Source organism: Bacteroidota bacterium (assembly GCA_016711505.1).
GTDB lineage: Bacteria > Bacteroidota > Bacteroidia > AKYH767-A > 2013-40CM-41-45 > JADKIH01.
This window is the reverse complement of the sequence record JADJSV010000018.1, coordinates 50,816-66,907: the sequence shown is the minus strand read 5'-3', so window position 1 is coordinate 66,907 and position 16,092 is coordinate 50,816. Positions and strand designations below refer to the sequence as shown.

9 protein-coding genes are annotated in these 16,092 nt (G+C 39.3%); all 9 read left to right on the top strand.

Annotated features, from left to right (window positions below):
• Nucleotides 1-5: 5 nt before the first annotated feature.
• On the top strand, nucleotides 6-797 hold the full coding sequence (locus IPL24_16290) for a tetratricopeptide repeat protein (protein ID MBK8365162.1): 792 nt from the start codon (nucleotides 6-8) through the stop codon (nucleotides 795-797).
• Entirely contained in the window at nucleotides 794-1,702 is a 909-nt protein-coding gene (locus IPL24_16285) for a hypothetical protein (GenBank protein ID MBK8365161.1), read from the top strand. Before IPL24_16290 ends, IPL24_16285 begins: the two co-directional genes overlap by 4 nt.
• Nucleotides 1,703-1,876: 174 nt before the next feature.
• The gene (locus IPL24_16280; GenBank protein ID MBK8365160.1) at nucleotides 1,877-3,325 is read left to right on the top strand and encodes an amino acid permease; all 1,449 of its coding nucleotides are present in this window, start codon (nucleotides 1,877-1,879) and stop codon (nucleotides 3,323-3,325) included.
• 80 nt (nucleotides 3,326-3,405) lie between these two features.
• On the top strand, nucleotides 3,406-4,902 hold the full coding sequence (locus IPL24_16275) for a hypothetical protein (GenBank protein ID MBK8365159.1): 1,497 nt from the start codon (nucleotides 3,406-3,408) through the stop codon (nucleotides 4,900-4,902).
• Nucleotides 4,903-5,032: 130 nt separating this feature from the next.
• On the top strand, nucleotides 5,033-6,199 hold the full coding sequence (locus IPL24_16270) for a PAS domain-containing protein (GenBank protein ID MBK8365158.1): 1,167 nt from the start codon (nucleotides 5,033-5,035) through the stop codon (nucleotides 6,197-6,199).
• A gap of 44 nt (nucleotides 6,200-6,243) precedes the next feature.
• Nucleotides 6,244-7,431, top strand: coding sequence for a response regulator (locus tag IPL24_16265; protein MBK8365157.1), 1,188 nt, complete (start codon nucleotides 6,244-6,246; stop codon nucleotides 7,429-7,431).
• A gap of 296 nt (nucleotides 7,432-7,727) precedes the next feature.
• Nucleotides 7,728-8,492 carry an ABC transporter ATP-binding protein gene (locus tag IPL24_16260; protein ID MBK8365156.1) on the top strand — a complete coding sequence of 255 codons (765 nt, stop codon included), beginning with the start codon at nucleotides 7,728-7,730 and terminating at the stop codon, nucleotides 8,490-8,492.
• The gene (locus tag IPL24_16255; GenBank protein ID MBK8365155.1) at nucleotides 8,492-9,637 is read left to right on the top strand and encodes an ABC transporter permease; all 1,146 of its coding nucleotides are present in this window, start codon (nucleotides 8,492-8,494) and stop codon (nucleotides 9,635-9,637) included. Before IPL24_16260 ends, IPL24_16255 begins: the two co-directional genes overlap by 1 nt.
• 202 nt (nucleotides 9,638-9,839) lie before the next feature.
• On the top strand, nucleotides 9,840-15,956 hold the full coding sequence (locus tag IPL24_16250) for a PKD domain-containing protein (protein ID MBK8365154.1): 6,117 nt from the start codon (nucleotides 9,840-9,842) through the stop codon (nucleotides 15,954-15,956).
• The last annotated feature ends 136 nt before the right edge of the window (nucleotides 15,957-16,092 follow it).

Genomic DNA, 16,092 nt, shown 5'->3' with positions numbered 1-16,092 from the left:
GAATTATGAAAAAAACAATAATATATTTCAGTCTGATTATTCTGGGTGCATTAAATGCATCAGCACAATCAATTCAGGAAGCAAGAAAGCTGACGGAGAACGAACAATATGAGGAGTCGTCGGCAATGTATAAACAGCTTATTTCTGCGAAGCCTACAGATGCAAATCTGTATTACTTTTTTGGGGATAATCTCTTGTCTGATGAAAATGCTGATTCTGCAAGAATAGTTTTTGAAAAAGGAAAAACGATCGATGCGAATAATGCTTTGATAAAGATCGGTACAGCAAAATTGTTAATGGATGCGATAAATGTCCGTGAAGCAAAAGCGTCTCTCGCAAAAGATGGTAATAATCCGGAACTAAAAAATCGTAATGAAGATGCAGTAGCGAATGTTGCATCTGCTGTTAAATTATTGGATGAGGCCGTTGCGACAGCACCTGCGAAAGACCCATTGATTTTAATTGAAGCAGCTGAGGCTTATATTCATTATGAAAACAAAGATCTGGATAAAGCTAAATTGTTATTAGATAAGGCAAATGCCATTGATCCTAAAAACGTAGAAGTAAACATTCTTTATGGTGAGATCTATGGAAATCTATCGAATGCAACACTTGCAGCAGAGTATTTTAACAAAGCTCAGGAGCTTGATCCAAAATCAGCGCGTGCAATTGTAAGTAAAGGTCGGTTGTATTACAATTCTACAAATTACGATGCAGCCGCAGAAGAATTTGAAAGAGCAATCAAATTAGATCTGCCTATGCACCTGCTTATAGCGCTGTTGCATATGCTTATTTGAAACAAGGCAAACTTGCAAAAGCAAAAGAAGCGGCAAAGAAATATTTAGATCTTTCAAAGAACAATTGCAGCGCAAGAATTTTTTATGCCTCACTTTTATACGCTTCGAAAAGCTACCAGGAAGCATTGGATGAACTTGCTTTAGTATCTCAACGATGCGATTCCAACAATATTAAAATGTTGCGTATTCAAGCTTATAGTAATTATGAAGCCGATAAATATCCTGAAGGCATTGCTGTTATGGAACATTTGTTCCGCATTGTTCCGGCAGATAAACGGATTATTCAGGATTTTGAATTCTATGGTAAGTTGCTTATAAAAACAGACAAAGATTCTCTGGGAATTGAACAGTTGTTGAAGGCTTATGCATTAGACCCAACTCGCGCCGACCTGCTTTCAGAAATTTCAAATGCCTGGTTCAAATTAAAAAACTATCCTAATGCAATTTTGTATATGCAGCAAAAAATTACATTGGGAAAAGATATAAAAGTTGCCGATTATTACTTGTTGGGTCGAGCAAATTATTTCATTGGACAATATCATTCTGCTGATTCAGCATTTATGAAAGTAAATGAAATAACTCCAACATATGCCGGTGGGTGGTTGTGGAGAGCAGATGTTAGCAGTAACATCGACAGTACAGGAAAAGATAGTCTGGCAAAACCATTCTATGATAAGTATATTCAAATTGCAGATTCGGACTCTGTTAACATTTCCAAGTATCAAAGCGGTCTTATTAGAGCTTACAGTTATATGGCATCGTATTATTTACTTATAAGAAAGGATAATGAACGGGCGAAATTTTATCTGAGAAAAAAACTGGATCTGATCGCCGAACCGGAAGAGAAGAAAAAGATCCAGATCCAGATCGATCAGATTGACGGCAAACTACCGAAAGGCAAATAAAATATAAATTAATTTAAGTAAAAAAAGACCTCCCGAAATATTTCGGGAGGTCTTTTAATTTTCTGCCAATTCCTATAATCCATTATTCCAGTCCCCTAATCCTAAAATCCTTGAATCCTTGAATCCTAATCCGTTTTTATATACATTGCAACCTCACAGAATTAACCACTCACTATGGCATCAAAGCACTTTAACAAAAAGTCGTTATCAGTACTTTTTGCAGAAGCAGACGAAACCGGAGAACACACACTCAAGAGAACACTAGGCCCAACACAATTAGTTATGTTGGGAATAGGTGCCATCATTGGCGCCGGACTTTTCAGCATAACCGGTGGTGCCGCAGCGCATAATGCCGGACCGGCCGTTACGATTTCATTTGTTATTGCAGCAGTTGCATGTGCCTTTGCAGGATTATGTTATGCAGAGTTCGCATCGATGATTCCCGTTGCAGGATCTGCATACACGTACTCTTATGCAACCATGGGAAGATTCATTGCATGGATCATCGGATGGGATCTTGTACTTGAATATGCAGTAGGAGCAGCTACTGTTTCCATTAGTTGGTCCAGGTATCTTGTAAAATTTTTCGAACACTATAATGTTCACCTCTCGCCACAGATGACCATGTCGCCATGGGATTCAGTCACCATGGCCGACGGATCGATCGTTACAGGAATTATGAACCTGCCTGCAGTTTTCATAGTTGTTTTAATGTCTTTGATCCTCGTCAGAGGAACTCAGGAGTCGTCAAGAATAAATGGCGTGATCGTAGGATTAAAAGTTGCCGTCGTTCTGATCTTTATCGGACTAGGATGGAATTATATTGACACTGCAAACTACACACCATACATTCCTGCAAACACCGGCAACTTCGGTGAATTCGGATGGAGTGGAATTGTCAGGGCTGCCGGAATTATTTTCTTCGCTTACATTGGTTTTGATGCAGTTTCTACTGCTGCCCAGGAAGCAAAGAATCCGAAGAAGGATATGCCTATAGGTATTTTAGTCTCGCTGGCAATATGTACGGTCTTATATATTTTGTTTGCACACGTAATGACAGGTTTAGCGCATTACACAGAATTTCAGGGACAAGACGGAATTGCCCCGGTTGCAGTTGCCATTGAGCATACTCCGTATGAATGGTTAAAGCAAGCGATCATACTTGCTATTCTTGCGGGTTATTCTTCTGTGATACTTGTTATGTTACTAGGACAATCCCGTGTGTTCTTCTCTATGTCGAAAGACGGTCTGCTTCCACCTGTATTCTGTAGAATACATCCGAAGTTTAAAACACCTCACAAATCAAACTTACTGTTTGCAGTATTCGTTAGTTTGTTTGCTGCATTTATTCCTGCACGTGTTGTCGGTGAGATGACAAGTATAGGAACACTCTTCGCTTTCGTTCTCGTTTGTATTGGAGTATTGGTTTTACGAAAAACTCAACCGGATGCACCACGGGTATTTAAAACTCCTATGGTACCATTGGTTCCAATTTTAGGAGTATTGTTCTGTGTATTTATGATGGCATCATTACCATTTGATACATGGTTACGACTGATGGCATGGATGGCTGTAGGTGTCGGAATTTATTTCTGGTATGGGGCTAAGAATGCGAAGTTTTGATAAAAAATACATTTTGAAAAGCGGCTCCTTCGGGTGCCGCTTTTTTATTTGGATAAATGAAGAGAGTATTTTTAAATGATATGCAGAAAAATAGAATTAAATATTATTTTTTACTGTTGTTTTTTTTGACTTCTGCAATAAGCCATGCACAGGAGGTTAATTATTTTACCGGCCCCCCAATAAAAAATTTTGACGACGAGAATTTTAAAATTATAGGTTCTCAAGGACAGAACCTTTATACTTTTAATGGAAAAGATAACAATTATTACCTGACTACTTACGATACAGATTCACTGAAAATAATAAGTACTGTTCGCATACCGCTGCCGCCAATAGACTCAGTAAAATATTATCTGAGAGATTATTTTGTAAGGAACGATACGATTATAATTTTCTATTCTTTCTATCAGAATTGGCGATTTACTGAGAAACTGGAAATGATTACATTCAGCAGCGACGGTAAAAAATTTGGTGAAGCGAAATTTATAGATGATTCGTATGGGTTTGACAGAAAAAAATACAGCCGGTTTTATATAACGGAGAATAAGGACAAAAGCGAAATTTTATCTTATTCATATAATGTTGAAAAGGATTCTCTAAAACTAAGAATTAACCGGATCAGTTATTCAGGAAAGATACTTTCGACGGAGGAATTTAAGTTTGAAGCAGATAAGATCTATTATGGGTCACTTCGTAACGATGTGGATGGCAATGTTTATTTGGTCAGCCGCGACAGAAGAAGAAAGAGGAATGTACAATGGCAGCTTCAGGTGTATGCCAACAATACCGATAGTGTTTTTAAAATTGACCTGAAACTTCCGGCAGAAAAGAATGTATTTTTAATAAATGAATTTGAATTATATTATGATTCAGATGAAACAGTTTTACTAGCAACTCCATATTCTTTGGAGCAACAGAATTTTCTTGCGAGAGGAATATATATTTTGAGAATGAATATGAAAACCCACAAACTCGTAAGCGAAAGGGTTGTTCCATTCAAGACAGCTAAAGACACTCTTGAAAAATCCGAAGGGTTTTCGTTACGATCTTGCTTTTTAACAGATTGTCTACCGTTGACAAACAAGGGAAAACGATTCCTTTTTGAAAGCCGGCTTGAAATTCTTCAAAAAGTTTATGGCATTACTGTTAGCAAGGAATATGATATGGGAAACATATTTACTGTTGACATGGATTCGTCTTTTAATGTTACAGAAATTCATAAAATAAAGAAGCAACAATATTCTTCAGTCGATGCTTTTAAATTCATTGGGTTTACTTCACTTTGTCGTGATAATGAAACATATTTTATTTATAATGAATTACCTGAAAATATAAGTAAGTCGCCGGATGATATGAAACCATTGAAAACAGGTAAACTCGATGAAGCTGGTGTAATCTATACTAAACTTGGTCAGGATAAGGTTTCCAGAAAAATATTGATCCCCAAAACCGGACCGAAAAATGTTGATCTGCTCCTACCCTGGAGTTCGTTTGTCAGTCGACCCGAAAATGAAATGTTTGTTGTAAGAAAAATCAAAGACGATTTTTTCCTGACAAAAATAGTTCTGACAAAATAAAACAGGCGCGATCAGTAAGCCTGTAAATTTTATAGGACGGTTTTAGATATTCTGCAATTATAAAATCCCTTGGTTAAGTGAACTTTTTATTCATTCTGAAGTAAAAACAGAATTATTTATTGATATCAGAATGGAAATAACCCCCTTTTGGCGCGACGTCATACTCATACTCATTAGTTTCCTGATGTTTATGGGGACGATCTACGTTTATTTCCGTTTGAGGAGCAGCACCTTTCGCCGGACCAGAAAACTTTTAGAGGAACGAGTAGAAGTTAAAACCAGACAATTGCGAGAGAAGAATCTTGAATTGGAAAAACTATCACTTGTTGCCAGCCGGACTGATAACTCAGTTATAATTGCAGATTCAACCGGAGAAATAGAATGGGTCAATGATGGATTTATCCGTTTGATTGGAATGCAAAAGGAAACGGTTATAGGAAAAAAACTTTCCGAGATAAATGTGTACAGTAATGTTGATGCAGAGATAAAAGATGCAATTGAAAATAAGCATTCGAAGATCTTTCAGAGTAACGTTACGACTCATAATCTGAAGAACATCTGGCTTTCATCTACCCTTACTCCTATTTATGGAGAAGATGGAATTGTGAAGAAGATCGTTGTCGTTGATACCGATTTTACCACAACAAAAAATATGCAGAACGTAATTGAAGCTTCTTTGAAAGAAAAAGATGTTTTGCTGAAAGAGATCCATCATCGCGTAAAAAATAATTTACAGATCATCATCAGTTTATTGAATCTTCAGAGTGGATACATTAAAGACGAAGATACACTGAAGGCAGTTCAGGATGGACAGAATCGTGTACGTTCAATGGCTTTGGTTCATGAAAAATTTTATCAGGCTGAAGAACTGACGGAAATAGATTTTGGAGAATATGCTTCAAAACTATGTCAGTACCTATACCAATCCTACGGCGACAAAACGGAACGTATCGATGTTAAAGTTACCGGCGACCACGTTGGTCTTGATATGGACACAGCAATGCCTTGCGGTTTACTGGTGAATGAAGTCGTTTCCAATTCCTATAAATATGCATTCCCGGGTAGTTCGACGGGAGACATTGAGATCAATCTGAGAAAAGAGGCGAAAAAAGTTATTTTGAAGATGTCCGATTCAGGAATCGGATTACCGGAAAATGTTGATTTTGAAAAGTCGGAAACACTTGGAATGCAATTAATTCAAGCACTAACCAGTCAACTGGACGGGGAATTGAAGGTTTCACGTGAAAAAGGTACAACTTTCGAAGTATCTTTTACGTATCCCCGCCATAACGGCTAATTATAAACACTATTTTCAGGTTTTAGTTAACTAGAAAAACTACTATGGCAGCATTAAAAATAATGATTGTTGAGGACGAGATCATCGTTGCAAAAGACATTCAACGAATTTTAAAGAAGCTCGGCTACGAAGCTTTTGATCCGTTTGCCAATGGAAAAAAGGCACTTGATTCAATCGAGAAACTGAACCCGGATATTTTATTGCTCGACATCAATTTGAAGAGCAGCGAGATCGATGGAATTCAGGTTGCCGAACAGATTCATCAGCACTATCAGATTCCGTTTATATTTCTTACGGCCTTTTCCGATAAAACAACTTTAGAACGCGCTAAATTAACGGAGCCTTATGGCTATATCATCAAACCTTTTGAAGAAGATGATATTCGTACAGCAATAGAGATCGCTTTTTATAAATATACCAAGGATCTTGAGATGCAAAACAAAGGAAATCGATTTGCAGCTGCATTGGATAGTCTGGAAGTTGCCGTTATCATTACCGACTCAAATGAGAAAGTGATTTTCATGAACAAGATGGCTGAAACACTTACCGGTTGTCTGAAGCAGGAAGCTCTTGGAAAAGATATCTCCATTGCAATGAAGAATTGCAATCAGGATACCCGCAATGTATTTAAAACGCTTGCACATTCTGTTATCGGCGACACAAACAAGAAAGACGGTGATGCAGAAGTTCCCGTATCAAATGGTGCAGCTGAACAAAAAGTATCAGTAAATACATTTCCTATCCTTACCGTAAATAATAAAATTAATGGCTGTGCTTTTGTTATGACCTCACCCGGTCGTCGTGATGCAGTTCAGGAAACAACAACAGATAAAAATCTATTCAACTTCCTTGAGAATATTTATGCAAACAACAGTTTCTTCGTAAAGAAAGACTCACGTTTTGTGAAAGTGAATTTTCAGGATATTCTTTGGATTGAAGCGTTGGATAATTATGTTATCATAAAAACAAGTTCGAAAGAACAGTTCATTCTGCATAGTTCAATGAAAGACATTGAAAGTAAACTTCCGCAATTGAACTTTGCACGTGTTCATCGTTCTTACATTGTACAATTAGAAAAAATTAATGCATTGGAAGAAAATGCATGTATCATAGACGGTAACAGAATACCGATTGGTAAAAGCTATAAGGACAATTTGATGAGCAGGTTGAATTTGTTTAGCAGGTCGCTTATTAGGTCAAGGGTTAAAGGTCAAGGGTCAAATGCTACATAGTGTTTGGGCTTGACCTTTTTTAATTTGAGTTTAAAATGATTTAAAGTGTTTAATGAGTTTAAGGTGTGTTTTGTCTCACACCTTAAACACTTTAAACCCCTTAATCTCTACCTAACCGAAGATTAATTATTTCTGCAAACTTCAAATTGCCGATTAATACTTCGACTAAGCACTAAAACCTGACCCTTGACCTTTGACCCTTGACCCCAAGACCTTAAGTCCCTTATTCTGAACTTCAACCTTAAATTTCCCCGTACATCAAAAAAAATACAATAGTTTCGCATAAAAATTTGCCGGTGGTCAGATCCGAAATTATTGCAGTTAAAGATTTAGTAAAACACTATAAGGAGATTGAGGCTGTCAATGGCATCAGCTTTTCAGTGATGGAGGGAGAGATCTTCGGATTGTTAGGTCCCAATGGTGCCGGGAAAACGACTACTCTTGAAATCATAGAAACACTGAGGGAGAAAACATCCGGATCTGTAGTGGTTGATGGTATTTCACTGGATGCAGATCCAAATTCGATCAAACAAATTATTGGAGTACAACTTCAGGCTGCGAATTATTATCCGAATTTAATGTTGAATGAATTACTGGACCTTTTTGCCGGTTTATACAATACATCAATCAATAACTTTGAGATGCTTTCATTAGTCGGATTGGAGACGAGAGGCAAATCAAAATACAAAGAACTGTCGGGCGGACAAAAGCAACGGTTTTCTATTGCAACAACATTGATCAATAAGCCTAAAATCGTTTTCCTCGACGAACCTACAACAGGACTTGATCCCCAGGCACGCAGAAATTTATGGGATCTGATCAAGGAGATCCGGTCGAAAGGAACAACAGTGGTGATCACAACTCACTACATGGACGAAGCGGAAATTCTTTGTGACCGTGTGGCCATTATAGAAAAAGGAAAAATTATTTCAATCGACTCGCCTGAAAAATTAATTGATAATCTGATCGCTTCCGGTTTTGAAAGAAAGAAGGAAGTGAAGAGTGCCAATCTGGAAGATGTATTTTTATCGCTCACCGGTTATGAATGGAGGGATCAATAATGGAGCAGAATAAAAAATACAGTCAGATCCGCGCGATGAAGGCTATTGCAATAGCAAGTTTTCGTTCGATAATCAGAAATCCTTCTGCAGTTATATTCAGCATTGCATTTCCGTTGGTGTTTATTGTTGCTTTTGGTTTTATCAATGGCAATAGTATAAAAATGGAAGTTGGTATTGATCCTGAAAGCGACACAACGGGAACAATTTATCATTCGTTCATTAGTTCACCCGGTATTGCACTTAAGCAGAATCTTTCAACTGTTGAATTGAATGAACGACTGAACAGAGGAAGGGTAGATGCTATTTTGAAATTTGACCATACCGATGAAACAGGTTTGGAAGCAGTAGAAATTATTACTTCACAGGCTTCACGGGAGAAAGGAATGTTTGTTCGTTCGCTGATCACAAATTTAGTCGACAAACAAAATTTAGAATACTATAAAAATGTTTCCCGCTCTATTGATAGCAGCACGATAGCAGTTGCACGTGAAACTACAAGACCCACAGAACTGCGTGAAACGAAAGTCACCGGAAGAGAATATAAAATGATCGATTTCATTTTACCCGGTCAGCTTGGATTTTCTATTTTAAGTGCAGCAGTTTTTGGAACAGCGTTTGTGTTTTATTCTCTGCGACAAACAATGGTATTGAAACGGTTCTTTGCCACTCCGATAAAAAGGCCATATATTATTTTAGGAGAAGCACTAAGTCGTCTTGTTTTTCAATTGCTGGGATCATCAGTAATTCTATTTATAGGACATTTTGTTTTTGGATTCACATTGATACACGGACTATGGACAGCAATTGTGATGTTACTTTTATCGGCACTTGGATTAATTGTTTTTATGGGATTTGGATTTGTAGTTTCAGGGATTGCAAAATCTGAAAATGTGATTCCTCCGATAGCCAACATTATTACATTGCCTCAATTTCTCCTTTGCGGAACTTTTTTTCCAATCGATGCTTTTCCGAAATGGCTGCAGGTGATCAGCAATGTTCTGCCCTTAACATATCTGAACGATGCCTTACGACGGGTAGCCTTTGAAGGGGCAGGATTGGCCGATATCTCCACTCAAATACTGATTTTAGTGCTTTGGGGAGTCGTAGTTTATGCTGCTGCTGTGCGTTTTTTCCGTTGGGAATAGAGCTTTTGTCTGAAATCTGTAATTATTAACAGATAATGTATGGTAATTCAGCAAATTAAGTACCTAATGGCACGGGCTTTTTGTACTTTTGTAATAAGTTAATGTCCACACCCCAATGAACCAATTTATATCGGGAAGAACTTTTGTCCGGTACGCACTTCTTTTTGCTTTTATTTTAACTCCTTTTTTGCTCAAAGCTCAAATGGGAAAGAATGGCGCTTTGACTACAAGCACCACAAGTATTCTTAACGATTACACTACTTTAACCTCAGATGCATCTTCAGGAACAAATAACCTCAATGTAGCATCAAGTGTTTTAAATGCAACACTTGGTTCTCCACTTGCTGCGGGCGATTTAATTTTCATCATTCAGATGCAAGGTGCATCAATGACAACTGCTAATGACACGACATACGGCAGTTTGATCTCTTACGGTAATTGCGGAAACTTTGAATTTCTTGAAGTGGCTGATGTGCCATCATCAACTCAGATAACAACAGCCTGTCAGTTAAAGAATAGTTATTCATCATCAGGCAGAACACAAGTTGTACGTGTTCCACGTTTAACTACATTAACAGTTGGGTCAGGCGGATCTATGACATGTCCGCCTTGGAATGGAAGCACAGGTGGTGTATTGATCCTTGAAGTTGTAAATGGAATAACAGTTAACAGTGGCGGAACAATTAATGCTACTGGCAAAGGCTTCAGGGCCGGACAAAATGCAGGCGAGAATAATACTGATTATGGCATACAGAATTATGTTTTTAATCTCAGCACTTTCGGAGCAGAAAAAGGCGAAGGTATTGGTGGAAATACATCTGACTATGATGGTATGTCTGGAAGATATTGTAAAGGAGCGCCATTGAATGGCGGAGGTGGTGCGAATGCTCACAATGCCGGTGGCGGTGGCGGTGGCAATTGCGGTACACTTGGTTGGACAGGAAGAGGAGTACCGGATGTATCAAATGCATCCTGGGCAAATGCATGGAATTTAGAATACAGTGGCTTTGCTTCATCGAATTCATCAGGTGGAGGGAAGGGCGGATATTCTTTTTCAGCAAGTAACCAGAATGCACTGGTTCAGGGACCGACAAATGCAATCTGGGGCGGAGATATAAGAAGGGAGAATGGCGGAAGAGGAGGCCATCCACTTGACTATTCAACAGGAAAGATTTTTATGGGCGGAGGCGGTGGTGCCGGTGACCAAAACAATAATTATGGTGGTGCCGGTGGAAATGGTGGCGGTATAATTTATCTCCTTTGTTACAGCACAATTTCAGGTAGTGGTCAGATCAATTCAAACGGCGATAATGGAATTTCAACCAACAGTTCCGGTACAGATGGTGCCGGCGGTGGTGGCGGTGGCGGAACAATATTTTTAGATGCAACGGGACTGATCTCCGGTGTTACAGCAAATGCTAATGGCGGAAATGGCGGAAATCAGAGCGTCGCTATTTTTGAATCAGAAACTGAAGGACCGGGAGGTGGTGGCGGCGGTGGTTATATTGCAGCATCCAGTGGTGCAATTACCCGCAATGCAAATGGCGGAAATAATGGTACAACAAACGGAAGCAGTTTATCTGAATTCCCAGCTAACGGGGCTACCAAAGGTGGTGCCGGTATGCCTTCGCAACAAACAAATACATTTCACATAATTACTTCTACGGTTTACATCTGTCCGGGAACTTCAACAACACTTTCATTTTCTACAACAGGCACAGTTCCTCCGGGAACAACGTTTGCATGGTTCAATCAGGCTGTAGGCGGAACACTTCTTGGAAGCGGAACAACATTTACAACACCTGTACTTAGCAGCGGACAAATTACTTATTATGTTTCTGCTTGTCCGGGCGCAACACGTTTCCCTGTTCAGGTTCAGGTTTCGCAAGTTACAGCTTCAATTTCTGCCTCCGCTGTTTGTAGTGGAAGTGCAACAAACTTTACAGGAACCGGAACAGCTTCTTCAGGATCCATTGCAAGCTGGGACTGGGATTTTGGAGATGGATCAGGAACATCATCATCTCAAAATCCGTCTTATACCTATTCATCTTCGAATTCATATACAGTTACTCTGACTGTTACCGATAATAGTGGTTGTACTGCAAGTGCAACTCAGTCTGTAACAGTTCTCTCAGCACCTACTGTGAACTTTGCTACAGTTGACACATTCGGATGTGCGCCATACAATGTAGATTTCACAAATACCACAAGCAGTGCAACATCTTATTCATGGAATTTCGGTGATGGAAGTCCATTGTCATCTGCCGTTGCTCCGACACATCTTTACGCTACAAACGGATTATATACAGTAACGCTTACGGCATCAAATAGTGGATGTACAACAACAGCTACTCTACCATACATTATCAACGTAAGGCCTGTTCCTACTGCATCCTTTTCAGCACCATCAACTATTTGTCTGGGTGATGTTGCTTCATTCAATAATCTATCGGTTGGTAACGGATCAACGATAAACAGTTACTCCTGGAATTTCGGTGATGGAAGTCCTGCTTCCGGCACAGCTAGTCCGACACATACTTTTACCACTGCATCTACATTCAATGTCGTGCTCACTACTTCATCTGTATTCTGTTCTGACGATACCACAATTGCAATAACAGTAAGTCCGGCACCGGTGGTTAATTTTTCTACACTAACCACAACAGGTTGTGCACCACTATTGGTTACATTTTCCAATACCACTACAGGGGCTCCGGTATATTCCTGGAATTTTGGTGATGGAAGTCCATTCACAACGGGCGCAACACCGTCTCACATTTATTCAACAACAGGAACTTTTACAGTTACTTTAATTGCTACACAAGGATCATGTGCAGACACATTGACAAGAACCAATTACATTCAGGTTGGAGCAGGTCCGAATGCATCTTTCACCAGCAGTGTTACATCAGCTTGTCTTGGCGACAGCATTCGATTTACAAATGCATCATCGGGAACAATTACATCCTACACCTGGGACTTTGATGACGGTACTGTTATAACATCAGCTTCAGGAACAACTCAATCGCATTTATACACATCGCCCGGAACATATGATGTTCATCTTTCTGTCGTAGCAAATGGGTGTACAGACGATACGACTATTACGGTAAATATTTTATCCGGCCCTGTTGTAAATTTTGCAGCGTCAGCACTAAATGGTTGTGGAAGTCTGACAACCAATTTTACCAATACTACAACAGGTACTACAATTTATAGCTGGAATTTTGGCGACGGAAGTCCGCTGAGTAGTACAGCAAATCCAAGTCATACTTATTCATCGACGGGTACATATACTGTTACTCTCATTGCAGGTCAGGGAAGTTGCATTGATACGCTGATCAGAACAAATTACATTTCAGTCGGCACAGTTCCTACCAGTTCATTTTCTACAGCATCAGTTTGTCTCGGTGACTCGGTAAGATTTACAAATCTTTCTACAGGAAACGGTGACCCTATTACCGGTGTCACGTGGAACTATGATGATGGAAATTCATCAACCGTTACAGCACCACATTTTTATACAGCAGCCGGAACCTATGACGTTAATCTGATCGTATCAACAGCAAATTGTACTGATGATACAACGATCACTGTAACAGTATCACCGGGACCATTAGTAAATTTCAGCGCACCTGCATTAACAGGTTGTGGTTCGCTCTCAACGACATTTACAAATACAACAACGGGTTCGCCAACATATACCTGGAATTTTGGTGACGGCTCACCTGCTTCTTCGGCAGCAACTCCAACACATGTTTATTCTGCAATAGGAACTTACACTGTAACATTAATTGCATCTCAAGGGTCGTGTTCAGATACCCTGGTTCGCACAAACTATATTACAATTTACAATGCTCCTATAAGTTCATTTTCTACAAACAATGTATGTTTAGGCGACAGTGTCAGATTTACAAATTTGTCGAATGGAAATGGTGAGCCGATCACGAATTACACCTGGAATTATGGCGATGGAAATTTTTCATCGCAGTTTTCTCAGTCACATTACTACACTGCTGCAGGAACCTACAATGTTTTACTTTCAATTATAACTGCGCATTGTGTTGATGATACAACGATAACAGTAACAGTTTCACCGGGACCGGTTGTTGATTTCAGCACTCCAACTCTTACTTCTTGTGGACCATTGAATGCATCTTTCATAAATACAACGACAGGTTCACCAAGTTACACGTGGAACTTTGGTGACGGTTCACCAACATCATCAACTGCGTCACCAACTCATACTTATGCTTCGGCAGGAACATATACTGTTTCATTGATTGCTTCACAAGGCTCGTGTTCCGATACGCTTGTAAGGACAAATTATTTAACAGTTTATAATGCACCTCTAAGTTCTTTCACAACTGCGAATGTTTGTATCGGAGACACGGTTAGGTTCACAAATTTATCGAGCGGCAATGGTGAACCGATCACGAATTATACCTGGAATTATGGAGATGGAAATTTCTCTTCACAAATTTCTTCGCCACATTATTATACTGCAGCGGGAACATACAATGTGCTCCTTTCAATCATTACTCCGCATTGTGTTGATGATACAACAATTTCAGTAACTGTATCTGCCGGACCGGTTGTAGCATTCACACCTGATGCAACAACGTTCTGCGGAAATCAGAGTGTGACTTTTACAAACAATACCACAGGGTCTCCTTCTTACATCTGGAATTTCGGTGATGGAAGTCCTGTTTCAAATGCAGTAAATCCAATACACCAATATAACCTTCCGGGTACATATACTGTTTCTCTCATTGCCAGTCAGGGAAGTTGTGCAGATACACTGGTTCAGAATTCTCTGATCAATGTTTATGCTTCACCGCTTTCATCATTCAGCACAAGTGATGTTTGTTTATACGACAGCGTTCACTTCCAGAATGCTTCAACTATGAATGGCGGTGTGATCACATCCTACAACTGGAGTTTTGATGATGGTCTTACATCATCTGTTTCTTCACCTTCGCATTTCTACACTTCTCCGGGAACTTACAACGTAACATTGAGTGCCATCTCCGCAAACTGTACTGATGACACAACGATAACAGTAAATGTAAATCCAAACCCGGCAGTTAATTTTGCTTCTTCAACAATAAGTGCATGTGATAGTATAACTATTAACTTCAATAATTCAACGACAGGTGCAGCCACTTATGCCTGGAACTTTGGTGATGGCAACACATCGACAGTTGTTTCTCCGTCGCATCTGTATGCAGTTGAAGGTACTTATAGCGTTCTATTAACGGCTACTTCGGCGGAAGGATGTTCAGCATCTAAGTATGCAGCATCAATGGTAATTATAAAGAGTACACCGCAGCCGGCTTTTTCAGCTTCAAGAACTTCTGTTTGTCCGGGCGATTGTGTTGCATACACAGATCTTACTCCGGGAACAAATACAAACTGGCAATGGCAATTAACGGGCGGTAATCCATCTGCTTCGATTGCAAGAAATCTGAATTCAGTTTGTTATAATACAATTGGAAATTATTCCGTAACGCTTACGGTTTCGAATGGCTCATGTACGGGAACATCAACTCAATCAGCATTGATACATGTTGTAGATTGTAATGCAAAACCTCAAGCATCTTTCGTCAGCAGCGATACAAGTCTTTGCGGAGGCAGTTGCATTTCATTTGTAGACCTGTCACTTAATTCTGTTAGCTGGTCGTGGCAGTTTCCCGGTGGAACACCTTCTACTTCAACCTTGGAATCACCGACAAACATCTGTTATTCCACATCAGGAGTTTATCCTGTTACACTTATTGCCAGTAATACTTCCGGATCGGACACGCTTACTGTTACTTCATTCATCAGTGTGTCTGCAATGCCGGCACAGCCAACATTTACACAAAGCGGTAATGTTTTAACATCGACATCGGCGGTGAGTTATCAATGGTATTACAATAGCATTCCGATATCCGGTGCAAACAATCAGCAATATACAGCAACTTTATCTGGACCATATTCAGTAGAGATAACGAATGCTAATGGTTGTACATCTGTTTCTGTTGTTTCACATGTTTCTTTAGTTGGAGTAAATGAATTGTTGGATCCGTTGAGTTTTATAATTTATCCGAATCCGGCAACCAATGAATTATTTATTCAATCTGACAGATCAGTTAACGGTGAAATTTCAATTCAATTGATAGATCTTGTTGGACAGGTTTTAATTTCGAAAACAGAAAAACATAATCTGTCAGGTGCTATCTGGAAACTGGATCTTACACTGCTTGCTCAGGGAGCTTATTTTGTCAGGGTAACGAATAAGGAACATGAGTGGAAGTCTGTTATTTTGAAACAATAAAAATCATTTTTTCTTCCGTCAGCTAAAGCAGACGGCAATGAAGTAGACGTCAATAAATACAGCCGGAATTATTTTTAATTTTTGGTAAAATCTTACAGTTGTAAGGTATGAGACCCTCTATAAATTTCATTAATAA

Bases quoted from the DNA above. Each gene is read 5' to 3' on its own strand.
- IPL24_16290 (MBK8365162.1), top strand. From the start codon at position 6: ATGAAAAAAACAATAATATATTTCAGTCTGATTATTCTGGGTGCATTA.
- IPL24_16280 (MBK8365160.1), top strand. From the start codon at position 1,877: ATGGCATCAAAGCACTTTAACAAAAAGTCGTTATCAGTACTTTTTGCA.
- IPL24_16275 (MBK8365159.1), top strand. From the start codon at position 3,406: ATGCAGAAAAATAGAATTAAATATTATTTTTTACTGTTGTTTTTTTTG.
- IPL24_16270 (MBK8365158.1), top strand. From the start codon at position 5,033: ATGGAAATAACCCCCTTTTGGCGCGACGTCATACTCATACTCATTAGT.
- IPL24_16265 (MBK8365157.1), top strand. From the start codon at position 6,244: ATGGCAGCATTAAAAATAATGATTGTTGAGGACGAGATCATCGTTGCA.
- IPL24_16255 (MBK8365155.1), top strand. From the start codon at position 8,492: ATGGAGCAGAATAAAAAATACAGTCAGATCCGCGCGATGAAGGCTATT.
- IPL24_16250 (MBK8365154.1), top strand. From the start codon at position 9,840: ATGGGAAAGAATGGCGCTTTGACTACAAGCACCACAAGTATTCTTAAC.